This is a genomic window from Streptococcus halitosis (assembly GCF_027691175.1).
Classification (GTDB): Bacteria; Bacillota; Bacilli; order Lactobacillales; family Streptococcaceae; genus Streptococcus; species Streptococcus halitosis_A.
This window is the reverse complement of record NZ_JAQFBD010000001.1, coordinates 379,694-404,101: the sequence shown is the minus strand read 5'-3', so window position 1 is coordinate 404,101 and position 24,408 is coordinate 379,694. Positions and strand designations below refer to the sequence as shown.

Annotated in this window: 16 protein-coding genes and 1 other RNA gene; 2 read left to right on the top strand and 15 right to left on the bottom strand. The window is 43.7% G+C overall.

Going from position 1 to position 24,408, the window contains the following annotated elements; genetic code table 11:
• Nucleotides 1-7: 7 nt before the first annotated feature.
• The 14 genes from PG086_RS01960 to PG086_RS01895 all read right to left on the bottom strand — a co-directional run bounded on the left by PG086_RS01960 (nt 8) and on the right by PG086_RS01895 (nt 13,089).
• A complete protein-coding gene (locus tag PG086_RS01960) occupies nt 8-1,006 on the bottom strand; it encodes a sensor histidine kinase (RefSeq protein WP_270747588.1) in 999 nt (332 codons plus the stop codon).
• Nucleotides 1,003-1,701, bottom strand: coding sequence for a cell wall-active antibiotics response protein LiaF (gene liaF / locus PG086_RS01955; protein ID WP_084853524.1), 699 nt, complete (start codon nt 1,699-1,701; stop codon nt 1,003-1,005). The genes PG086_RS01960 and liaF overlap by 4 nt, the downstream gene beginning before the upstream one ends.
• A 166-nt stretch (nt 1,702-1,867) precedes the next feature.
• Nucleotides 1,868-2,869 (bottom strand): type 2 isopentenyl-diphosphate Delta-isomerase, encoded by a 1,002-nt coding sequence (gene fni, locus PG086_RS01950; protein ID WP_084940036.1) that lies wholly within the window; start codon nt 2,867-2,869, stop codon nt 1,868-1,870.
• Complete coding sequence (locus tag PG086_RS01945) at nt 2,853-3,860, bottom strand: phosphomevalonate kinase (protein ID WP_084853520.1); 1,008 nt, start codon at nt 3,858-3,860, stop codon at nt 2,853-2,855. The genes fni and PG086_RS01945 overlap by 17 nt, the downstream gene beginning before the upstream one ends.
• Complete coding sequence (gene mvaD, locus PG086_RS01940) at nt 3,847-4,800, bottom strand: diphosphomevalonate decarboxylase (RefSeq protein ID WP_084853518.1); 954 nt, start codon at nt 4,798-4,800, stop codon at nt 3,847-3,849. The genes PG086_RS01945 and mvaD overlap by 14 nt, the downstream gene beginning before the upstream one ends.
• Entirely contained in the window at nt 4,782-5,660 is an 879-nt protein-coding gene (gene mvk, locus PG086_RS01935) for a mevalonate kinase (RefSeq protein WP_270747578.1), read from the bottom strand. Before mvk ends, mvaD begins: the two co-directional genes overlap by 19 nt.
• A 116-nt stretch (nt 5,661-5,776) precedes the next feature.
• The gene (gene cbpF, locus PG086_RS01930) at nt 5,777-6,772 is read right to left on the bottom strand and encodes a choline-binding protein CbpF (RefSeq protein WP_270747575.1); all 996 of its coding nucleotides are present in this window, start codon (nt 6,770-6,772) and stop codon (nt 5,777-5,779) included.
• A 98-nt stretch (nt 6,773-6,870) separates the two neighbouring features.
• Nucleotides 6,871-7,560 (bottom strand): response regulator transcription factor, encoded by a 690-nt coding sequence (locus PG086_RS01925; protein WP_000518005.1) that lies wholly within the window; start codon nt 7,558-7,560, stop codon nt 6,871-6,873.
• An 11-nt stretch (nt 7,561-7,571) separates the two neighbouring features.
• A complete protein-coding gene (gene gndA, locus PG086_RS01920) occupies nt 7,572-8,996 on the bottom strand; it encodes an NADP-dependent phosphogluconate dehydrogenase (RefSeq protein WP_270747572.1) in 1,425 nt (474 codons plus the stop codon).
• Between the two features lie 75 nt (nt 8,997-9,071).
• On the bottom strand, nt 9,072-10,508 hold the full coding sequence (gene mapZ / locus PG086_RS01915; RefSeq protein WP_270747569.1) for a cell division site-positioning protein MapZ: 1,437 nt from the start codon (nt 10,506-10,508) through the stop codon (nt 9,072-9,074).
• Nucleotides 10,509-10,520: 12 nt separating this feature from the next.
• On the bottom strand, nt 10,521-11,678 hold the full coding sequence (locus PG086_RS01910; protein ID WP_084868305.1) for a THUMP domain-containing class I SAM-dependent RNA methyltransferase: 1,158 nt from the start codon (nt 11,676-11,678) through the stop codon (nt 10,521-10,523).
• 83 nt (nt 11,679-11,761) lie between these two features.
• Nucleotides 11,762-12,143: RNase P RNA component class B (rnpB, locus tag PG086_RS01905), an RNA gene on the bottom strand.
• Between the two features lie 22 nt (nt 12,144-12,165).
• Nucleotides 12,166-12,492 carry a cell division regulator GpsB gene (gene gpsB / locus PG086_RS01900; protein WP_061418633.1) on the bottom strand — a complete coding sequence of 109 codons (327 nt, stop codon included), beginning with the start codon at nt 12,490-12,492 and terminating at the stop codon, nt 12,166-12,168.
• A gap of 69 nt (nt 12,493-12,561) precedes the next feature.
• Complete coding sequence (locus PG086_RS01895) at nt 12,562-13,089, bottom strand: SLOG family protein (RefSeq protein WP_000205321.1); 528 nt, start codon at nt 13,087-13,089, stop codon at nt 12,562-12,564.
• Between the two features lie 66 nt (nt 13,090-13,155).
• Between PG086_RS01895 and recU the strand changes: the two genes are divergently transcribed.
• Both recU and pbp1a read left to right on the top strand, forming a co-directional pair.
• Nucleotides 13,156-13,752, top strand: a complete 597-nt coding sequence (recU, locus tag PG086_RS01890) for a Holliday junction resolvase RecU (protein ID WP_270747562.1) — start codon at nt 13,156-13,158, stop codon at nt 13,750-13,752.
• Nucleotides 13,749-15,923, top strand: coding sequence for a penicillin-binding protein PBP1A (pbp1a, locus tag PG086_RS01885; protein WP_270747558.1), 2,175 nt, complete (start codon nt 13,749-13,751; stop codon nt 15,921-15,923). Before recU ends, pbp1a begins: the two co-directional genes overlap by 4 nt.
• Before the next feature lie 167 nt (nt 15,924-16,090).
• Here pbp1a and PG086_RS01880 read toward each other — a convergent pair whose 3' ends face one another.
• Entirely contained in the window at nt 16,091-24,340 is an 8,250-nt protein-coding gene (locus PG086_RS01880; RefSeq protein ID WP_270747555.1) for an SIALI-17 repeat-containing surface protein, read from the bottom strand.
• Nucleotides 24,341-24,408 lie beyond the last annotated feature (68 nt).

Here is a 24,408-nt window from a genome sequence, read left to right as displayed (position 1 = left end):
CTACTCCTTATAATTCCTTATCTAACAGGGGAATACGGATATCAACCGCCAGTCCTTGTTTGGGAGCTGTCAAGAGTTGAACCGTTCCTGCCATATCTTCGACTCGCTCCTTGATATTTCGCAGTCCATAACTCAAGTCGTCTAAACTCCCCAACTGGAAACCAATCCCATTGTCCACCACTTTCAGCTGCAATTCAACATCTGTCTGATAGAGATAGACATCCAAACAAGATGCCTGGGCATGGCGGAGGGTATTGCTGATCAATTCCTGTAAAATACGGAAGATATGTTCTTCAATCTTCTTAGGCAATTTAGACACATTTTGCTTGAGGCTTACCTTGAGATCACTCTTGTCCTCAAGCTCTTTTAAGAGGATTTGAATCCCCTCAACCAAACTCTTTTCTTCCAACTCAACAGGTCGCAAATGTAGGAGCAAGACCCGCAAATCTTTCTGGGCTGTTTCAAGGATAGCTGCGACACTTTGCAACTGGGTCTGCATCTTTTCTCTATCCAGCTTCAAAGCCTGCTGACTGACACCTGATAAAATCATATGGGCCGCAAACAACTCCTGACTAACTGTATCGTGAAGGTCACGTGCTATCCGCTTTCGTTCTTTCTCGATGATTGCTTCTTCCTTGACCAGGCCTTGATTTTCAGCCTTTTGAACAGCCTCTGTCAAGAGGTTAAGCTTGCCAGACAAGGACTTAAAACTGGCATCCAAATCTGGATCTGCAAAGGCAACCACCTCTTTTCCTGCTAGGAGCCGCTTGAGATTAACCTGCATTTTTCTGCGAGAAATTTCTTCCATCACGCGCCAAAAAAGGTCAAAAAAGAAGGTCATGGAAAGGCTAAAGACCAAAATCAAGAAGATGAGTTTCTCTGTTTTCTCGATATCCTGTAGCAAATAGGACCAATCAAGATTTAGAATATCAAGCAGACTATTAGCCAAAAAGAGAATAAAGAGGAGTGAAGTCAGCCCGATTAATAGGTACGATTGCTTTTTCATCCTCTGACCACCTCCACATCGCCAACCATAGTAGTTAGGAAAATTTTGACGCTCTTGTTACTCTTTAGATAGTCCCTAGTTTCCTGATGATAATGTTCATTACGAAGGGCTCGCTTGGGTTGATGGAGGAAAGTTAAATCTCCATAGAGGCAGTTAACACTGAGGCTGATTTCCACATCAACAGGTACGATAATCCTAGTCGTTCCCACCATCTTTCTAAGGATAATGACATTGTCATGATTGGTTAGGATAACTCTTTCTAGATGAATGGTGTCCTTGCCCATGAGGCGAAAGAGGTTGATATCGTCAAACTGGCAGATCTGGTGACTAGAGAAATGATGGAGATTGCCAAACCAAGGATTGTGTTCATTTTTAACCGTTACCACTTCTTCAAAGACCAAGTCCGTCTCCTCTCTTTCTTGATTCATCATCGGATAGAGAAGAAAGAGACTATAGATAACTGCTACAAAGATAGCTAATATCACAAAGGGATTGAGCATGACGATGAAAAAGAAAAGAATAGTCGCCACAAGGAGGAATACGTTGTTGCCCTCTTTACCTGTATAATAGCGGAGCAAGAGCAAAAAGAGGAATAGAATCAGCAGAAAACGCGAAAAATGCTCTGATACCATCAAAATCAGAGCTCCCGTCAATAGACAGGCTTCAATAAATAAAAAGATTTGAAATTTTTTCATAGATGCATCCTCTCCCTTCTATTTTATCACAATTCAGAAAAGTCACCTCGGTCTGAGGATGGAAAAAGGAGATTGGACAGAAATCGCTCCTACAAGCTAGGTTTCATCAACTCACCACAGTTGGCAAAAGGCTACAAAAAAGGGCGGGATTCTTGTCCCGACCTCTCTACATCTGATCTTTTGCTTCTTTTAGTTTACCATAAAGAATGTAGTCTACGTTTTGCAGATCTGCTATGGTGGCACAATTAAGGGCACACATGATCAAGCGCAGGTCTTCTTTCCAGCCTTGGACAATGCCAATCACTTCTTCGACTGTGTAGCTTTCAATCAACTCTAGAACGGTACGTGACAGTCCTACAGCCTTGGCACCAAAGACCAGGCACTTAACCATATCCAGCGGGTTCCGAACCCCTCCGCTAACCAAAAGTTCGACCTTGTCTTTCCAGTCTTGGGCATTGAGAAGGGCTTGCATAGTAGACTGGCCCCATTGATTGAGGTAATCACGCTGACCACTGCGACGATTTTCGATATAGGCAAAGCTAGTACCACCACGACCCGACAGGTCAACCGTTCGAACACCCAGTTCATAGGCTCTTTCGATAGTCTTCACATCCATCCCAAAGCCCACTTCCTTTAGGACAATAGGAACTGGGATTTGCTTGCTATAGTCTGCCAGATGCGATTGCCAGCTTCGAAACTTTCTTTCTCCCTCGGGCATGAGTAATTCCTGCATGACATTAACATGCACTTGCAGGAGAAGTGGATTCATCGCTTCTACAGTCTGAAGTCCCAACTCGATAGGCTTGTCCAATCCAATATTGGTTCCAAGGAGGAGTTTTGGATGGCTAGACTTGACAGAAAAAGAGTCATCTGTTGGATCTTTGAGGGCTGCGCTATAAGATCCCGTCACAAATAAAATCCCACAGGCTTCTGCCACCTGAGCCAGTTTTTGATTGATTTCTTTACCTTTTTCGCTCCCACCCGTCATGGCATTGATATAAAAAGGAAAGTCCCACTTTCGACCTGCAAATTCTGTAGACAAATCAATCTCATCCAGGTCATAAAGAGGCAGGGAAGAATGAATCAACTCCACCTCATCAAAGCTATTATAGGAACTTTTTTGCTCAAGGGCATAGCGGATATGCTCGTCCTTACGATTTGTCGTCATGTCCTATCCTTTCTTGGTATAAGAGCTCAATCCCCAGATCGGCCCAACGGTTTTTTAAGGTTTCAGTTGATTGCTCATCAAAACTCAAGGCAATGCCACAATCACCACCACCAGCCCCACTACTTTTGGCAACAGCCAGCAAATATTTACTGGCTTCTTTCAACTGTCTCAGCGAAGGCGTGTAAATATCTGCGCTCAAGCCTTCTAAAAGCTGACTGGCTGTTTCCAGCCGCTCGATAATTTTTTCTGCATTCCCCTGCTCCAAGGCTTCTACCAAAGCAACCACCGTTGCTTTTGAGGAAGTTAAAAAATTCTGATTGATATTTTGCTTGATTTGCTTGACCATTTGACTCGATACAGCCACTTCCTTGGTCCATCCCACTAGGAAATCACATTCTAGAGCTGGTTGCACTTGTGAGATCGAAAAGCCCCAGTTACGCTCCAAAACTGTTGCCAAGCTTTCTTCTTGCAACCAAGCAGCCACCTTTTGGCGATCAAACGACTGGTAGAGAATCAAATCTTCTGCCACAATACAGGCAAGGTCTCCCATAGAACCATTGTCGCCTCGCTTGAGCAAGACCGCGCTTGCCAGCTTGAACAAGAGTTCCGGATCAACCGTAATATCATATAGAGCCAGCAGGGCCTTGATCACCAAGACAACGACGCTACCACTAGAACCCAGACCAAACTTTTTGCCTTCGCGTTCCATTTTTCCACGGATTTCCAAGAAAAAAGGTCGCAAGGCTTGCCCACGATAAACGAGGAAATCTTCCACTAGAGCAATCGTTTCTTGAATCAAGCTGTAGTCAGGATTTGGCGTCAAGTCCACTGCAAAATCAAACAGATCTGAATAGATACGGTAGCTATCAGAAAAGGCAATCTCTCCCCTCATATAGATAGGTATCGCCTTTATCAAGGCCAACTGTCCTGGCTCTAAAATAGCATATTCACCTGCCCAGTATAGTTTTCCGCAAGTTTTAACAGCAATCATCTTGGCTCAAATCCTTTGTTTTTGACACAATCAAGCGGTAACGTTGACCGAAAATTTCTGATAAATGCTCCAAGTCTTTCTCCTGACAGAGGACTTTGACATTGGGACCGGCGTCCATGGTAAAGTAGCAGGCTTCCCCTTGCTCACGAAGTTGGCGGACAAAGTCCATGGCTTCATAGGACGCATCCGTCAGATATGAAAAGGCTGGCGATGCTGTTTTCGTCGTAGCGTGCATAGCAAGGGCATTCCTCTCCGTTAATTCCCCAACCTTGGCAAAATCATTCTCTTTGAGATAGACCAGCATATCCTGATAATCCTTCTCAGACTGACGAACCCAATCATCAAAGGTCGTCGAGGTTTCCACACAAAGTTTCATTCCATCACGGCTAGAAATTGGTTTTTTCTTATCCTCTAACACCAACATAATCATAGCTAGTTTCAGGTCTGTATCAACAGAGTAAATTTCCCCACTATCCTTATCCCAGGCACCTAGTGGTCCATAAAAGCTCCGAGAGGAAGAACCTGAGGCAAACTTAGCTTCCTGCGCCAACTGACTCTGATTCAAACCAAGCTGGAAATAAGCATTACAGGCCTTGACCAAGGCGGACAAACCACTGGAACTTGAGGACAAGCCCGCTGCGGTAGGCATGTTGTTTTGGGTATCAATACGGACAAAGCCCTCACCTTCTGGGCGGTAACGGTCAATGATTTTGCTCATTTTGGCATGCTCATCCTCACTCTGAAGTTGACCATTGATATAAAAGGCATCAGCAGTCGCATCCGTCGGTAAAGGCGACAAAGTCGTCTCTGTGTACATATTTTCCAAAGTCAAAGAGATACTGCTAGTAGCAGGAACCATCTCTTTTTCTTTTTTCTTTCCCCAATATTTGACAATGGCAATATTTGCGTAGGAACGTACTGTTACAGGCTTTCGATCCATGTCTGAACAGCTCCTTTCTCTTCTAATCTTTCTGCTAGTTCTTGAGCTTGAGTCAAATTGGTTGCCAAGGCTATGATACAGCCTCCTAGCCCACCACCACTCATCTTGGCACCTAGAGCACCCTGGCTCAGAGCCGTTTCAACGAGGGAGTCTGCCTCAGGGCTACTAACACCAATTTCTTTTAAATGTAAATGCGCTTGACTGAAGATATGTCCCAGTCCCTCAGCATCTTTTCGTCTAATTACCTCTTCTGCCTGCTGGGTCAATTCTCCCAGGGCATGCAAAAACGGCAGAGCATCCTTCCCCTTGCTTTGAACCACTTGGATGGCTTCACGAGTGTGACCATACACACCTGTATCTGCAATCACCAAATAGGCAGATAGGTTCATCTCAAGTTCTGTAAAACCAACATTCTTGATAAAGCGAATGGGCTGGTCACTGAGACAGGTCTTAGCATCCAACCCGCTTGGATTCATATGGGCAATCATCTCAGCTCGATTGACCAAGATTTCTAGTACATCATGAGGCAGGTCGGCTTGATAGTAGTCAAAAACAGCTCGAATGGCTGCTATGCTGATAGCCGCTGACGAACCCATTCCCCGTTTTTCAGGGATAGCCGAGTCAATCACACATCGAATGCAGGCTTCTTTGATATCCAAATACTCCAGCGAAGCATAAACCGCCATGGACAAGGTATCCTCCTCATAGAGACGCCACGGACTCGCTGCAGGAACTACCTTGCAGGTCACCTCCACCTCTAAGAGAGGCAGGGAAATGGCAGGATAGCCGTATACGACCGCATGCTCCCCTATTAAAATAATCTTACTATGTGCCTGACCGACACCAACTTTTTTTGTCATGTTTTCCTTTAACCAGACGAAAAGACCGTCTCATTTCATACAGTAGTATTTCTCCTATCTATTTTATTATATTTTCACAAAAAAAGCGATTGTTTCCTTCACAATCGCCTCTTTCATTATTTAACCCACTCGCCATTATAGTTGACCGAATAGCCTTCTACGGTCGTATTCACTGCTAAAGCACCTGAGCTGTAAGCGTAGTACCATTTGCCATTGACCTGGAACCAGCCTGTCTTCATATCTCCATTACTTGCATGTAAGTAGTACCAAGTCGAGCCTTCCTGATACCAGCCAGTTGCCATAGATCCTGATGAACGGAGATAGTACCACTTGTTCCCAAGGTATTGCCAGCCCGTTTTCATATCGCCATTTGGCTCGTCTAAATAATACCAAGTTGAGCCTTCCTGGTACCAACCAGTTGCCATGGCTCCTGATGAACGGAGGTAGTACCACTTATTGCCAAGTTGTTTCCAACCAGTTTGCATGATACCAGTTTCTGGATCTAGATAGTACCAAGTTGAGTTATCATTGGTCCAGCCACGCACTAGCTCCCCAACCGTTAAACTGTCGATACGAGCATCGAAGCTACCATCCTCCTGTAAATAATACCAATGCCCTTCGTCAGAAATCCAACCAGTTTTTAAAGTGTGATAGCTACGCTGATCTCCAAAATAATAGACTCGTTTCTCTGCTGGACTATCATATTGTTCCCCATGATGTTTGTTGGTATTTGTAGCAGTTTTTGCTTCTAAAACTTGCTTGCCAACAAATTCTTGTAGTACCCCATCTTGACCAAAGTAAAACCAATCTGGTCTAAAAGCAACATCTTGCCTTAGAGAAGAACCAATCGTAACCCCTTTGTGTGGAGCAGGTATATATTGCCAGCCGACAACCATCTCTCCAGATAAAGAATCAAAGTAATAGTACTTCCCATCAATCACTCGCCAGTAGGTTTCTTTGAGTTCTCCCTTCTTATAGTAGGTTCTACCATTTTCTTGGACAAATTGCCAGCCTTCTGAATCAGTATCATCCGCAAAGACGGTGCTTGTCGCTAGCAAAGCAAAGCAAAAGACTGCGAGTCCAACTTGCATCATTTTTTTCAAAAATTTCATTAGATCTTTCCTCCATAACTGATTGTAGCAAAGACTTTATTGTATGTCAATATATAGAAACTTCTCAAAAAAGCAGTTACAAAACTGCAACTGCTTTTCTATTCTTGCATGGTGTACCCAACACCACGCACGGTTTTAATGTAGCTTTTTTGACCTTTTACATCAAGCTTGCTACGTAGATAACGGATATAAACATCCACGATATTGGTTTCTGTCGCACTTTCGTACTTCCAAACACTTTCCAACAACTGCTCACGAGTCAAGACCTTCTTACTTCCCATGAGAGTGGCTAAAAGGTCATACTCACGGCGCGTCAGAGCAATCATCTCCTCGCCACGATAAACGGTATGATGTTCTACATCCATACGCAAATTGCGGTAAGACGTTGGGACCTTCATCTGGCTACAGTGTTGGTCGATAAAGTCCCGACCTCGGAAAATCGCTGAAATACGAGCCACCAGCTGATCGATAATCACTGGCTTATAGATGTAAGAAACGGCGAAGCGCTGGATTGTCTCAATCTGGTCTTGCAATTCTTCGCGATGGTCCAAGACCATGATCACTGAGGCTGGTTTTGTTCGACTCAGCCTCTCTGCAAAATCCTGGGCCGTCATATCCCCCAGACGAGCATTCAGTAAAATCAAGTCATAATCTGTCTGGAGAGCCATGGAGAGGGCTTTTTGTCCCTCCTCGACCAGATCAACACGGTATTGCTCTTTTTGGAGTTCCAGACTGAGAAAATGAGCGAGATTTCGTTCTTTCTCAAGTAATAAAATCCGTTTCCCCATGGCAGACCTACTTATTTCTCGTCATACCAAGAGTAGTGGAAGATTCCTTCTTTGTCTTTACGTTGGTAAGTATGGGCACCAAAGTAGTCACGTTGCGCTTGGATCAAGTTAGCTGGAAGGTCAGCTGAACGATAGCTATCAAAGTAAGTGATAGCCGCTGAAAAGGTTGGCACTGGTACACCAGCTTGAACAGCAAGAGCTACGATATCACGCACTGCTTGTTGGTACTTAGCAGTAACATCCAAGAAGTACTCATCCAAGAGAAGGTTTGCAAGATCAGCATCGCGGTTGTAGGCATCTGTAATCTTTTGCAAGAAACGAGAACGGATGATACAGCCATCACGCCAGATAGATGCAATGTCCGCAAATGGCAAGTTCCAGTTATTTTCTTTAGAAGCCACACGTAATTGGGCAAAACCTTGTGCGTATGAGATGATTTTTGAGAAGTAAAGGGCTTGACGGATCTTTTCGATCAACTCAGCCTTGTCACCTTCAAATTTGAAGGCAGCTGGTTTTGGAAGGACCTTGCTAGCATGCACACGCTCTTCTTTGTATGTAGAGATGTAGCGAGCAAATACTGACTCAGTGATGAGTGACAATGGAACACCAAGGTCAAGAGCTGATTGGCTAGTCCATTTACCCGTTCCTTTGTTTCCTGCAGCATCCAGGATGTAGTCTACGATTGGTCCATCTTGACCTTCATCATCTTTACGGCTCAAGATATCAGCTGTGATTTCGATCAAGTAGCTGTCCAATTCACCCTTGTTCCACTCAGTAAAGATTTCAGCCATGTCTTCTGCAGAAAGGCCAAGCAAGTGTTGCATCAAGTCATAGCTTTCTGCGATCAATTGCATGTCACCATACTCGATACCGTTGTGGACCATTTTCACATAGTGACCAGCTCCATCAGGACCGATGTAAGTCACACATGGTTTGCCATCTTCTGGTGCTTTAGCTGAGATTTCTTCAAGAACATCCGCAACCAATTCGTAGGCTTCTTTTTGTCCACCAGGCATGATAGAAGGACCTTCAAGGGCACCTTTTTCACCACCAGAAACTCCAGTACCGATAAAGTTGATCCCTGAGTTTGCTAGTTCTTCATTACGACGGATGGTATCTTTGTAGAAAGTGTTTCCTCCATCAATCAAGATATCACCCTTATCAAGGTGTGGAAGAAGAGCTTGGATAGTTGCATCTGTACCAGGTCCAGCTTGAACCATCAGCATGATACGACGAGGTTTTTCGATTGAGTTTACAAAGCTTTCAACGTCATAGCTTGGCACAAAGTTCTTTTCAGGATGGCAGACAATTACGTCTTCTGTTTTTTCTTTACTACGGTTGTAAATGGCAACTGTATAACCACGAGATTCGATATTTAGGGCAAGGTTACGACCCATTACGGCCATACCAACGACACCAAAGTTAGCTTTTGTCATGTGACACTCCTCTTGTTTAATATGTTTTATTTTATCATTTTTACCTATGAAAGGAAAGAATTTTGTAACGGACTCCTAGTAATCCAAATCATCTGCGTGACCAGCTCCATTACCGACAAAGTAACCCGTCTTACAGTTGAGGGTGAAGAGGTAGGTTCCATCTGGTTTGTAAAGGTTGTAATAGCCGTTTCCGTTTACAATATTGACACGTTCGAGAATGTATTGGTTGCCAGTGATATAGCCACGAGCACGTGAGGTTGCTAGGATTTGTTCCAATACACCATCTGCAAACGTCCAAGCAGGGTTATTGCTATCGTCTACAGCTGATTGGTTGTAGGGTACACGACTAACACTTCTTTGAAGATTAACCCCATCGCCAGATAAACCACCATTTGTATCTCTAGCTGGTGCTGTGGTACTTGTTGAAGGTGTCGTACTACTTGCACTGCTTTCTGTAGCTGAACTTGAGCTTGCTTGACTCGTGCTAGAACTTGAAGGAGCTGTTTGTTGACTCTTACCAAGGCTAATCGCCTGAGCTAACAGTTTATCAAGCTCTGTATTTCCCGTTTTAACTTCCGTGAACTTAGCATCCGCCTTGGCTTTAGCATTGGTATCCAAGACACCATCAGTAATAGCTGGACTTTCAAAGAGGGCATTGACATCTTGAATGGCCTTGATTTGAGTTGCTAGGCTATCGTATTTTGACTTAGCTAGTGTATAATCACGGCTACCTTCTAACTTATCCAGTAAGGTTTTTAGCTGGCTCAACTTATCGAACTGGCTATTTTTTAAAGCAGTCTTATTGGCATCTGTATAGAAGGAATCATAAAGCGTATTGAACTCTTGCAAGTCGGTTTGCGATTCTTGATTTCCTGAAGATGATTGAGAAGACTGGATTTCTTGGTTCGAACGGGATACCTGACGGTAGACATAATACGTCCCAGCAAGAACAAGAATCGCAGCTACCACAGAAACGATGGTAATCAGACGTTTCTTTTTAGAGCCTGTTTCAGGTTCCGTCTGCACTGATCGTGATAGGGAAGTATAGGTTTCTTCTTGTTCCTCATTTTCCTCATTCATTTCCTTGGATGCTGTTTCTGTTAAAACGGGAGGCTCCATTTCAGTACTTTCCTCATCTTGAAGTGGTGGAACAAACTGAGTAGTTTCTTCATTGTCTATCTCTTCAATAGATTCCTCGGAAACCAGGTCTGAATCGTCTACCTCTTCAGAAAGTTCACTTGATTCACGAACTTCTTGGATCAATTCCTCTAAGTTTTGAGTAGAAGCCAACTCTTCTTTTTCAAACTGACGAGTTTCAAACTTATCTGCCTCGATCTCTTCGCGATGCTGTTTGATGTATTTGTCCAAGATGTTGTCTTCAGGCAATACTCCAGCCTCAACCTCCTCGTTCTTACGAATTGCTTGACCAACAGTAAAATCTTTTGCTTCGTCAAAGTCGAATTGTGGCTCTTGCTGTTCTTTTTTATGACGATCGTGTCTTTTCTTACTCATGAGTTTACCTTTCTATTTTACCTCTTGGCGTTTCACACGCTGACCAAAATATTGATATAAATCCACTTTTAAGGTTCCGTTATAGAGTTTTCGTTTTTTATCTGCTGGACTTCCGTACTTACTTTCAAAAGCTTCGTCACTCGTCAGGATAAACTTACTCCAGGTTTTCAGTGGTGCAAAGACCTGTCCCATCTCAGCATAGAGCTTGGTAACTCCCGCATCATCAGACAAGCGTTCCCCATATGGTGGATTGGAAATGATAACGCCATTGATCTTGTCTGTGCGCAAGTCCTGTACCCGCATTTGTTTAAAGGTGATATCTCCTGCAACACCTGCTGCTTGGGCATTTGCCTTGGCAATTTCTACCATACGAGCATCAATATCACAGCCCATGATATCCAGTTCTATCTCACGATTAATTTTCTTAGCAGCATCAGTACGGACCTCTTGGATTAACCGATCGCTAACCCAGTTCCATTCCTCAAAAGCAAAGGAACGGCGAAGACCCGGCGCCATCTTTCTAGCAATCATAGCCGCCTCGATACAGAAAGTTCCTGAACCACAGGTTGGATCAATCAAGGGCTTATCTGGATACCAGTTGGATAGTTGTAAAATGGCCGCTGCCATATTTTCCTTGATAGGCGCTCCACCTTTTTCCGTACGATAACCACGTTTAAAAAGGCTAGAACCTGTCGTGTCAATCATGACAGTTGCCACATCTTTCAGAATAGACACCTCAATCTTAAACTCAGGACCAGTTTCCATCAAGGGAATTCCTTCTGGGCGGGCATAGTGTTTTTGTAATTTCTTCACAACAGCTTTCTTAGAAATGGCCTGAACACTGGGCTCGTTATGAAGTTTTGACTTAACACATTTGGCCTTTGAAATCGGGAAACGCGCCCCAAGCGGGAGATAGTTTTCCCAATCTAGAGCAAAAACACCTTGAAAAAGCTCTTCAAAGGTCTTAGCTGGAAAACTTCCGACTACAATCTTGATGCGATCCGCTGCACGAAGCCAAAGATTGGCCTCAATGATTGCCTTCACATCTCCTTGGAAGCGGACACGCCCATTTTCAACCTGGCAATCATAACCAAGTTCTCGCACCTCACGTCCAACGACAGCCTCGAGGCCCGCCGCAGCAGTTGCGATTAAATTAAATTGTTCTTTCATTTCTAGTCTTGCAAGACCTTTCTCTTGTTCACTTTAAAAAATGAGGTTGAGAAAGATTTCTCAGCCCCAACCTATATGCAATTTTCTATAAGCCATGTTTTGTTCCAGAAGTGACTAGGACCACTTCCTTCGATAATCATCTGTCTACCGCTAACAGCATAAATCTGCTAGCAGTCAGAGTACTACGTTCGTTTCCGTGCACTCCATGCCCCGACCAAAATTTGGGTTGCTAGCTTGAGGGGTTTACCGCGTTCCACTCTCTCCGTTTCCAGAAAGACTCCGTCACTGTGGCACTTTCAAGCCTATTCTGACCTATCCGAAGACTTAGCCATTTCGACTGCCGTAACGATCACTCGTCCCTAGGCTTATGGATTCGCCTAGCACAAACACTACAGGCATCACAGCCTGTGCTAGCATGGACTTTCCTCATGAAAAGAGAACCTCTTCACGCGATTATCCAAAAATTGCACTCATCCCTTATTCAATATCAATCTTGGTTGTCTAAGATTTGCTTACCAAATACTTCTTTTTCGAGACGATTTAAGCGTTTCAAAATATCAAAGTTTGTCATTGAAGTAGAAGCTGTTACTTCAATAGAGTCTGGTTGAGTTGGAGCCGCCTGTGGTTTACGAGACAACTCCTCCTTCAAATCGGCAATTTCTTGGCGAAGGGATTTAACCAAGGCTGCGTAAGTTTCATAATCCTTAATCACATCATCGAGGAATTCATCCACCTCTGCTCTGCTATATCCACGCACTTCGCGTCCAAACTCTTGTTCAAAAATATCTTTTGCTGAAAATATAATACTTGCCATGTCTCTCTCCATTCTGGGTTACTAGTATTATTATATAAAAAAAGACAAGTAAAAATCAAGGTCAAAGGGTTACTTTTCAGAAAAATTTTCTGCTAGTTCATTTAACTCATCAAATGTTAATTGCCTTGTAACATAGTCTGCTTGATTTTTCATCATTTGGTAAAAATATTGTAACTTAGTTTTGTTTTCTTCATCATAAAAAAGATAGCAAATATCTGTGTTCTCCAGTAAAAATTTCTGATAATCACGTAGTTGTCCCTTGTGTTCATACTGTGAATAGGCATATTTGACAAAATCAACTTGCTTGAATTCGCTCAACTTCACTTGATTGGCTTCATTCCAGTTACTGCCATGGGTTTCAAAATCAAAAATGGTCGCCAGCTGAAATCCATAGTCTATTTTCATGTCTTTTGCCACCTGAAGCGCCCAGTACTCAAAGCCCAAAGTCCCTGTAAAGACAAGCCAGGTCACCCCTTCCTCTGCTAGACGCTCCAGGTCTCTCCGAATAGCTGTTTTGATAATATCAACGCGAATATCCTTGTCATTAAAGAGACCAAGGTCGAAGGCAGAATAACCTGAAATCAAGGCTGTTGTCATTTTTAACCCTTTCTTTGTAAATTTATGATATAATAGAGTGATGTTATTGTACCAATAAGGAGAATTATGGTCAACTATCCACATAAAATTTCATCACAGAAGAGACAAGCTCCCCCGTCACAAACTAAAAATTTCGCAAATCGGGGAATGTCTTTTGAAAAGATGATCAACGCTACGAACGATTATTACTTGTCGCATGGGATGGCAGTGATTCACAAGAAACCAACTCCCATCCAAATCGTACGTGTTGACTATCCCCAACGAAGTCGAGCCAAGATCGTTGAAGCCTACTTTAGACAAGCCTCAACCACAGACTATTCAGGAGTTTATGATGGATATTACATCGACTTTGAAGCAAAGGAAACTAGGCAAAAACATGCGATTCCGATGAAGAATTTCCATCACCATCAGATTCAGCATATGGAACAGGTCCTTGCCCAGCGAGGAATCTGCTTTGTCCTCCTTCACTTTTCTTCTCAGCAAGAAACCTACTTATTACCGGCTATTGACTTGATCCGTTTCTATCATCAAGATATGGGACAAAAGTCAATGCCACTTGGATATATTCGAGAAAATGGATATAGGATTGAGCCTGGGGCCTTTCCTCAAATTCCCTACCTCGATATTATCAAAGAACATTTACTAGGTGGTAAAACAAGATGAACAAACAAACTATCCTGCGAATAGCTAAATATATCAGTATCAGCCTCTTAACTGTATTTATCGCAGCTATTATGCTGGGCGGAGGGCTCTTCCTCTACTATGTTAACAAGGCTCCAGAACTCTCTGAAAGTAAACTAGTCGCTACAACGTCTAGCAAAATTTATGACAATAACGATGAACTCATCGCTGATCTTGGATCAGAACGTCGGGTCAATGCACAAGCAAACGAAATACCGACCGATTTGGTCAACGCTATTGTTTCGATTGAAGACCATCGCTTCTTTAATCACCGAGGAATTGATACTATCCGTATCCTAGGTGCCACCCTACGAAATCTTCGTGGTGGTGGAGGCCTTCAGGGGGCTTCAACTTTGACGCAGCAGTTGATCAAGTTAACCTATTTCTCTACGTCAACTTCTGACCAAACCCTTTCTCGTAAGGCTCAGGAAGCATGGCTTGCCGTTCAACTAGAACAAAAGGCGACTAAACAAGAGATCTTGACCTACTACATCAACAAGGTTTACATGTCAAACGGAAACTACGGAATGCAGACGGCTGCTCAAAGTTACTATGGCAAAGACCTCAAAGATTTGAGTATCCCTCAATTGGCCCTCCTTGCCGGAATGCCTCAGGCTCCAAACCAGTATGATCCATACTCGCATCCGGAAGCCGCCCAAGAACGCCGTAATCTCGTCCTCTCTGAGATGAAGGGGCAAGGTTACATTACAGCCGAACAATACGAAAAAGCGATTAATACTCCGATTACAGATGGACTTCAAAGCCTAAAATTGGCTAATAGTTATCCTCCATACATGGATAATTACCTCAAAGAGGTGATTGATCAAGTTGAACAGGAAACAGGTTACAACCTTTTAACTACGGGTATGGAAGTCTACACAAACGTTGATTCTAAGGTCCAACAACGTCTCTGGGATATTTACAATACGGACGAGTATGTCAACTATCCAGATGATGAGTTACAGGTAGCCTCTACTATCGTTGATGTCACAAACGGGAAAGTCATTGCCCAATTAGGTGCTCGCCACCAATCAAGTAACGTTTCCTTTGGAATAAACCAAGCTGTAGAAACTAACCGTGACTGGGGTTCTACCATGAAGCCTATTACAGACTATGCTCCTGCTTTGGAATACGGCGTTTATGATTCAACTGCTGCGATTGTTCACGATAGTCCTTATAATTACCCTGGAACCTCTACCCCTGTCTATAACTGGGATAAGAGTTACTTTGGAAACATAACACTCCAGTATGCTCTCCAGCAATCACGGAATGTGCCGGCTGTAGAAACGCTAGAGAAAGTAGGACTCGATCATGCCAAGACGTTTCTAAATGGACTCGGTATTGACTACCCAAGCATACACTATGCTAATGCTATTTCAAGTAATACAACTGAATCTGACAAAAAGTATGGAGCAAGCAGCGAGAAGATGGCTGCGGCTTACGCTGCTTTTGCCAATGGCGGTATCTACCGCAAACCTATGTATATCAACAAGATTGTCTTTAGTGATGGCAGTTCAAAAGAATTCTCTGATTCTGGTACACGTGCTATGAAAGAAACCACAGCCTATATGATGACAGATATGATGAAAACTGTCTTGGCATACGGAACTGGTCGAGGAGCCTACCTCCCTTGGCTACCACAAGCTGGTAAAACTGGTACGTCAAACTATACAGATGATGAGATTGAAAACTACATTAAAAATACGGGTTATGTAGCTCCGGACGAAATGTTCGTTGGCTACACTCGTAAATATTCAATGGCAGTTTGGACAGGTTACTCAAATCGTCTTACTCCTATCGTTGGTGATGGCTTCTATGTCGCTGCTAAGGTCTACCGTTCAATGATGACTTATCTCTCTGAAGATGATCATCCTGGTGACTGGACGATGCCAGAAGGACTCTACAGAGGTGGAGAATTTGTCTTTAAAAATGGTGCTCGTTCTACATGGACCACACCTGCTCCACAGCAAGCCCCAACACCTGAAAGTTCTAGCTCAACATCTGAGAGCTCGACTTCTCAGTCAAGCTCAACTACTCCAAGCACAAATACAAGCACAAATAATAGTACGACTACCAATCCTAACAATAATACGCAACAATCAAATACAACCCCTGGCCAACAAAACCAGAATCCGCAACCAGCACAACCATAACATTTATCACCCAGAGTATTCTGGGTGATTTTTTCATAGCAGTATCGTATTTATATGATTAGCAAAAGCCTGAGAAGAAATCTTCTCAGGCTTTCTGCGTACTATAAACCTCATTGGAAAAGATAGGAAACGGATTTTGCAATCTTGTTAAGAGGTTTTGTTGAATACTAGTCTTTCTTTGTTTTTGCTACAAAGAGAGCAGATAGGGCTAGGCTAACACCTGCTAGGAAGAGGGCTGAATCAGATTGACTCTCACCAGTTGCTGGCAAGATTTGTTCAGCTGTTTCTGATCTAGCTATTTCTTGCTTATAATCTGGCGTCTTACCTTGATCGGAAGCTAAAGAGCTAAGTTTAAACTCAGGTTTCTCTACAGTTGGAGCGGCTTGATCGCCTACTGTCGATAATGGGCCTGTGTACTCTGGAAGCTCATGTACCAAGGCTTCAGCTGGATTGACACCACCCTGGAACTCAGGCTTCTCAACTGTCGGAGCTGGTTGGTCGCCTACTGTTGCTACTGGGCCTGTGTATTCTGGAAATTCATGTACCAAGGCTTCAACTGCATTGACACCGCCCTTGAACTCAGGTTTCTCTACAGTTGGAGCGGCTTGATCGCCTACTGTCGATAATGGTCCTGTGTACTCTGGAAGTTCATGTACTAGGGCTTCAACTGCATTGACACCACCTGTGAATTCAGGAATCTCAAGAACGGGTGCTGGTTCTTCACCCTTGCTTGATTGAACAGCTTCTTCTGTTAATTCTTGATAGAAGCTCGCCAATTCATAAAACTCGGCCTTGCCACCTTCCCAGACCAATTTGACGTCTAGAAGAGAGCCACCATTTCGGATAGCGAAGGTTTGGAGACTGGATGTAATGGCACCGAGGTCTAGCCAACTGTCTTGGCCATCCTTCAGTGTTCTAGCAAGAACACGTGCTTGCGCTCCTTCAGGAATACTGGAAACAAGACGAAGGTGGTTAGCTTTGGTTGGTTCAGACAAGTGATACACCAATTCGCCCTTGTCTTTTTCAGACTTGTAGCTGGTCAAGACTTTGCCGTCTACAAGATTATTATAAAGGTTGCCTTGGCTTTCTCCACTACTTCCCTCTACTGTTGGATCATTGATTGGTTTGACAAACTCACCATCGTTGATGACCAATTCTGTAAAGCCTACAAACCGGGCATCATAGTCTGCCGTATAGAGGACACGGAGATAGTTAGCTTTGACTGGTGTCGTCAATTCACCCTCGATATAGCGATTTCCTGGCATCTTAGAATCATGTGTCCAACCATCTGTCAATGAATCATCGTGTGGACTATTAGCTACACCATCTCCTACTGTCACGACATCTGTCCAAGTTTTACCGTCTTGGCTGACTTGGATTTTACCATCACGAAGGTAGTTTTGAGTTCCGTCTTGGATGTAGGCTCTAATCTTCTTGATAGTACGTTCGCTACCAAGTTTCAAGGTTACGTGGCCATCTTTATGGGCATAGTCTGAAAACTCAACGAAGTTGTTGTAAACACCGTCAAATAGTTGATCTAGGTTGTTCAGTTTACGAACATCATTACTTCCGTAAGTTGGATGAATGCCCATAGTTGTAGATTCTAGTTTGGTTGGTTGCACTTCTTTGGTTGTCACAAGGAGAGAAGTGGCTGTCACAGCTTGTTCCTGATCTGTTTTATTGACCAGACGAACATAACGTACCAAGTGGCTCACCACAGATCTGTCTGTCAACTGGCTAGCCGGCGTCCATTCTTGCGCATTTGCAGAGTACTCTAGGCTAAGAGCTGGGTTGACCTGACCTTTGAGCTGAATGCTCTTGATTTGATGGATACGGTCAAGCTTCATTCCTAGATAGCTATGAGCAGGGAGTTTGGTTCCAGCTGGAATTTGAAGCTCGTAACTGCCCAAGCTATCCACTACTGGTGTTTCCTTCAAGGCGTCGACGTTGGTGTCTGTTAACTCACTGTTTCCAGAGCGTGTCTCAACAGAGAAGTCCTGAATACGCCACCAGAGGTCGAGGGCCTTGGTATTACGTACTCGGATGTAACGAGCATTGATCGCTCTGGTCACTTCCTTGGTTTGTTCTCCTGATAGGCGATCCAACTCTTGCCACGCCGTTCCATCTGTAGAATACTCAAGTACACCTGCAGCAAGCTTATCACCCGTTCCTTGGCGAAGTCGTACTTTAGTGACTGACTTGACTTCACCGAGGTCCAGTTGTGCCCATGCATCTACTGGTGTCGTATTGCTACCGTCAGCATTTGCCATCATGGCTTCTGTATTGTCCTTGCCATCAGTGATTTGACGGGCTGAGGTATTTAGTTTGTAAACCAAGTTTGAGCTTAGACTAACTGTCGTTGCTTGTTGGCTACGAGCTTTTTCAACTGAACGGTTAACTGCAATTTCCTGAACTGCAAACCAAGTGTTTTCGCGGTCTGCTGTCGCAATCATGCGAACTGCCTTGGCCTTGATATTGAGATTTTCAAACTTAAGAAGGGATTCATTTCCGACATAGCTTGGCTCTTTCAAGGTTACCCAGTTATCATTTTCATCTAGATACTGCACTTCTGCCTTACTAAAGGTATCACGTGGATTTGCCTGCGTTCCCATTGCAAAGGTCAAGGTTTGAATCGCTACTGGTTTATTGAACCTCATACCAATATAATCACCTGTCTTGATGCTGTTTGGTGATTTAATAATCGCATGAGTTGCCAAATCGCCATCCGTTACTTCTGCCAAACCACCTTCTACACCTGTTCGATTGGTGATAAAGGTGCTGATGATTTGGTCTGGATGCAAGACTTTTTGAACCTCAGACGCTAAAACTTCCTTCAAGGATAGGATAAATGGACGAATATGTTGAACACCCAATTCAGCTTTTTCCATATGGTCTACATAATGGAAGGTGTGAGTTTGAGACTGTTCGTACAATTTCAAACCTTTATAGTAGCTATCCCAAAGTTTGGCTGCATCGTTTGTAGCCATGGCTTCAGTTCCTGTAAGGAAGGCATCAAGAGCATTCATTTGGTCAATTGCATTATCCAACCAATAGTGGATTTGGGCAACCATTTTTTTATCGCCTGATGCTTTATAGAGTTCGGCTGCTTCTTTAATCTTGGCAAATTCTGCACGCAAGGCTGCACGTTCCGCAGTCACATCCTGACCTGCTTTGAGCTTGGTCATGAAGTCTGTTAATTTTGGAGCCAAGTCTACCGATTCTTCTAGTTTGACCACACGATTATCCATGTTTTGGTTGATCATGTGCTTACCAAGTTCGCGAAAGGCTGCCGATACCTTGCTATCTTCAAAATGACCATTTTCTACAAAGTTGAAGGCAATGTCATTGATTTTCTTAGCTTCTTCTTCTGATTTCCACTGTTTCCATGAGTATTGAGCTCCTGCAAAGAGGGCAATCTTAGATGGTTCAGACTGTTGCATTGGGTTCAACATGATACCCGATAGCAAACTTGGATCCACGTTTGGATGAAGGAATTTCTCACCACCACCTAGAATCAAGTGTTGTTTCGAGTTATCTGTTACAGGCCAGTTAATCCAAAGTGAAACTGGGCGATAGGTCTTGCCACCTGCGGATAGATTGTTCTTGAGAGTTGAAAGGAAGCTTTCAGAGACTTCACCCCAAATCTTACCACCCGTCAAGGTCATGGATGTTGAACTTGGGAGATTTTCATTGAGGGATTTCAACTCATCCTCACGTCCATTACCCCAATACTGGCCAGGAACAAAGATCATTTCTTTACGAAGACCGCTGTAAGTTCCCTGCATTTCAGTCAACCACTTGGTCATATCTTGCATCAAGCGGTTATAGCTATTGTAGCCTCCGACTGGGCTTGGAGCATCATCTGCAAGGATACCAAATTCGCGGACACCCACTTTCATCAACTGGGTAAATTTAGCCTTGATGGTTGCCAAATCTTCTTGGTAATGCGCTTCATTGCCAAAGCGGATACGGTTGTTCATGAATGGATGGATAGTCCAGACATAGCGGGTTTTACTTTGATTTCCGACACGAGCGAGTTCACGGATTTCAGCTAGTTTTTCTTCTGGATAGAGTTCACGCCATTTCTTGTTGTGGTATGGATCGTCTTTTGGTGCAAAGAAGTATTGGTTCAATTTCAAATCGCCACCAAAACGCATGAGTTCTGCACGATCGGCATTCGACCATGGGTTTCCATAGTATCCTTCGATGAAACCACGGTTCTTGAGCTCTGCGTAATCTTCTACTGTTACATTGCGAAGGACTGGTACTTGGCTTTCCTTGAGCATGTGTTTCAAAGTTGTCAAACCATAGAAGACTGCATCTGTGTCTTTTCCGACGATGGAAATCGAATTATCCTTGATACTCAAAACATAGGCATCAATCTTGTCAAAGAGACCTGCTGAAACATTGGACAAGTTTTGCTCTGCTTGTGAGCCTTGTCCATGCACCCCAAGATAGATATTGGTTGCGCCAGCGATTGCTGCCTTACCAGTTGTATAAGATACTTGATTGTCCTGCAAGACACTCTTCAAGCGATTGCGAGTATAGATATCGAGTTGATCGCCCATGACCAGATTGACTTGCTTACGAAGGGCTGTGACTCCTTCTCCATAAGTCACTTTTTGTGGAGTCGGGAAGACCTTGTACTCTTTCTTGAGATAGTCTGCGCTCTTGCTAGCAGCTGCAATGCTGTCTTCGCTAGCTGGTTTACTTGCAGTGAATTGATCTGCCAATTCAACTGTTCCATCACCGGTTTGGTCTACTTTTGGTTTTTCAGGTGTAGTTGGTTTTTCTGGTTGACTTGGTGCAGGCGTTTCTTGCTCTTTTTTAACAGGTTTCAATAGATGAACTTCAGCTGCACTTGCAAAGCCACCAACGCCTTCCAATACTTTCAACTCAATCTTGTTGGTATGCACCGCCGCAAAGTTGACTGTTTTTTCTTGGGCGTTGTTGTCCCAGTTTCCTTCTGAAACCTTGACCATTTGGCCATCTTTTTGTGCGTAGATTTCGTAGCGTGTCACAACACCATTTCCACCACCTGGGCGTGGGAGATAGGTCAAGCCATTGACTTTTTCTGCTTCTTTCAAGGTCATAGTAAGGGTGTATGGCGCAGTGTCACCAGTCCACTTAGTATGCCAGAAGGTATTTGGATCATTGTCAAAGGCCTTTTCAACAGCGCCTTCAGTCGCGTTTCCTGGAAGTTGCTGACTGCTTGCGGTTGCTGTAATCTTATCATTTGAAATCAAGCGAGGATTTACAAATGGTTTGTCTGACAACTCTGCGCTATGCAAGATTCCTTTGAATCCACCGATGCTTTCAAGCGGTAGTACCAAGCTATTGTGGGCAAAGCGAGGGTGGGCTGGATTTGCAATACGCTCAATCTTTTCACCATCCACATAGACTTCAGTTGATTGTGGTTTGGTTACGATGGAGATTTGATAACGTTTGTTCTTTTCAAGTTTTTTATTGAATTGGATATGGAACTGTTCAAATTGATAAGCAAGGTAGCCGTCTTTATCAGCTAGATAGATACGGTTGTCCCCACTTGTTGAGAAGGTTTGTTCCCCGTCTCCAGTGACAGTTACATCAAACTTCAAGACGTGACTTGGACCAACATCACCAGCCAAGCCTTCGATACTGCTATCTTTCTCAAAGGCCAATCCCTGTTCGCTTGCCTTCACCTTCTTGCTTGCATAGTTCTTGACTGTTTCAGGATTGATGGTAAACAAATCACTTTGATCAATCTCTTTTTCAGGATTTGACTGGGGTGCATAAGGGCTCGTTGGTAGGGTGCGTTCTGCAAAGGTCGCAGCTGCACGGTCAGATCCCCAGGTGCGTTCTGCAGTGGTTTGCATGCTCTTGAAGAAGCGTTTAAAGATATCATAAGAGGTCAAACCGGTCTCATGAAGGTCGATATTATCATTCCAAACTGCGTGACCACCACCAAGGATACTTGGATGAGAAGCTGGTAGAAGTGGACCTCCACCTGTTCTAAAATCATTCGGTGTCCAGCTATTGTACTGACGTTCGTAGTTAGCATAGTCCCCGTAGGCTGCTTGACTATTGCTTCCACTTGGCACACTATAGGTCGGTACATCTGTGATGTTGATAATCTTAGCTCCCTGAGCAATGGCTTCATTTGGTCGTTGCCATCCGATACTCCAGATATCAACCTCTACTCCGTTCCAGTCAACAGGAGTGTTTCCACGTTTTGCACTGAGTGAGCCCCAGATACGAGGGGTGTAACCTTTAGACTTGATATATTGGGTCAAATCATTGACATAGCGACGGTAACTTTCTCTGCTGCCATAGTATTCATCCGTTCCAATATGAACAGTGGATACCCCATGAAGTGGTGCATCTGGACCATCGAGAAGTTTGTCATAAACTGATTTGACAAATTTAAGAGTTTCTTCGTACTTGTTATCCAAGTCTAGCATGGCTACGCGCTCAACATTGTGCTTGCCTGCATAATCGCTCAAACTACCTTGATACATGAGGTCTGGACGGACTTTGACAAATGATAGAGCGTGACCTGGTGTGTCAATTTCTGGCACTAGATTGATATGCAAAGCCTTGGCAAGTTTAATCAGATTTTGCATTTCTTCCTTGGTATAGTGCTCATCTGATGTCAATTTTTGACCATTCGTACCGACAATATCGGTCTCCAAACGGAAACCAGTCTTGGCATGTTCAAGTACATACTTGAGTTGTTCTTCTGGACTTAAATTCTTACCTGCCAAGTGTTCCTTAAGGAAGATATAGTTATCATTAAGGTGCAACTGCAAGTCGTTCATCTTGTAGTAGGCCATGTTGAGCATGATGTCTACAAGGGTGTCATAAGGGATAAATTTACGACCTGTATCTAGCATAAAGCCACGGTGGCTGAAACTTGGGAAATCGCGAATTTCGCCATTTTGGAGGTTACTTTCTCCCATTTGAAGAAGAGTCCGAGTGGCGTAGAAGGCTCCTGTGTTTGTGGCAGCTTCGATGGTAATCACATCATTTTGGATAGTGATACCATACCCTTCTTTACCATAACCCTTGTTTTCAACTTTTTTAAATTCGATTCGTTTTTGAGCCTGCTTGTCACCTGTTGCTAGTTCCAATCCACGACTGGCAAGGTCTGACTGATAGAAGGTTGCAGCCTGATCAAAGCCAGAATCTCCTGTCGCAAGAACTGTATCTGAAGTGATAGAAGATTGGCCTTCTTTCCCATACCATTGTTGAACAGCTGGTGCTACTTTTGGTTTAACACCCACACCTTCGTCCTGATGTAAGCCCTTGATGACTACTTCAAACTCTTTTGTAAAGGTATGACTGTCTCTGATTTGTTGGACCATGACCTTGACGCGTTGATCTGTCAGAGGTTTATGGATGTGATTTTGAAGGTCAATTACACCTTGTTTATTGCTTCCGATGAGACTGACTTTTCCTGGTAAAGTTGGTAAGACAAGAGACTGTCCATCTTCTGCTACTGATAGTTCTGTTACTTGGCGGATATCCGTTACCCTACTATGGTCCGGAACGTTTGAATAAGCTCGAATTTCTTGGATTCCAACGTTTCTCCAACCCATTGTGCCCGCTTGATAGTCATTGATCTCTAACTTGAGATATTTAGCTTGAATACTATTGGCTAAGTCAACTTTCTCGTCTAAAACAGGATCTCCAGTCTTGGTATGAGCGAGTTTCCATTGTTTTTCTCCATTAGCGCCCACGTCTTCTTGACCTGCGTAGTAGAGACTCCAAGATTTGATATTGGGGTCATTTTGCCCATTACGAAGACGACGATCCCAGTCTATTTCTACATGCTTGATGAGGGTAGTTTTTGGAAGAGTTAATTCAAAAGTTGGTTTTACTGCATCTCTATCTGTAGCCCAACGGGTATTGTCATCTCCATCGATAGCCTTATCTGCAGTAAAGTTGGTCCCAGTCTCATGGTTGTTTGCTTGGGCAGTAGCACCCTCGAGATGGTTGATATCTTCTCTATCTTCGATTGTCTTTTCAGCTGGTTTTACTGCTGGTGTAGTGGTTTCAGCTGGTTTATTGTCTGCCTTTGGTGTTTCAACCGGTTTGGGCGTTTCTGCTGGCTTGGGACTTGCAGGACTTGCCTCTGGTTTTGCCTCTTCACTTGCTGCAGGATTGGTTCCCTCATCAGTCGCTGGAGTTTCTTCATGACTTGCTTCTGTTGCAGCTTCTGCATCTGCTTTTTCAAGCGCAGCGGCTAAATCATCTGGTAACTTATCCAAGGCTTGAACATGAGTGATACTTCCCTCTGTCTCTGAAGGTGTTGCTGTTTCTGCCGCCTGAACCATATTGGCGCCAAAGATACTAGCACCAATCATAACGGAGGCTGCACCGATTGCAAATTTTCTTATACTATAGTGACAGCGTTTCTCAAAAAAATGTCTATCCATCTTTCTCCTATTCCTTTCATCCGCATACATGAGTAAGCGGTATCATTTCTCCTTTGAAAAAGGAGAGA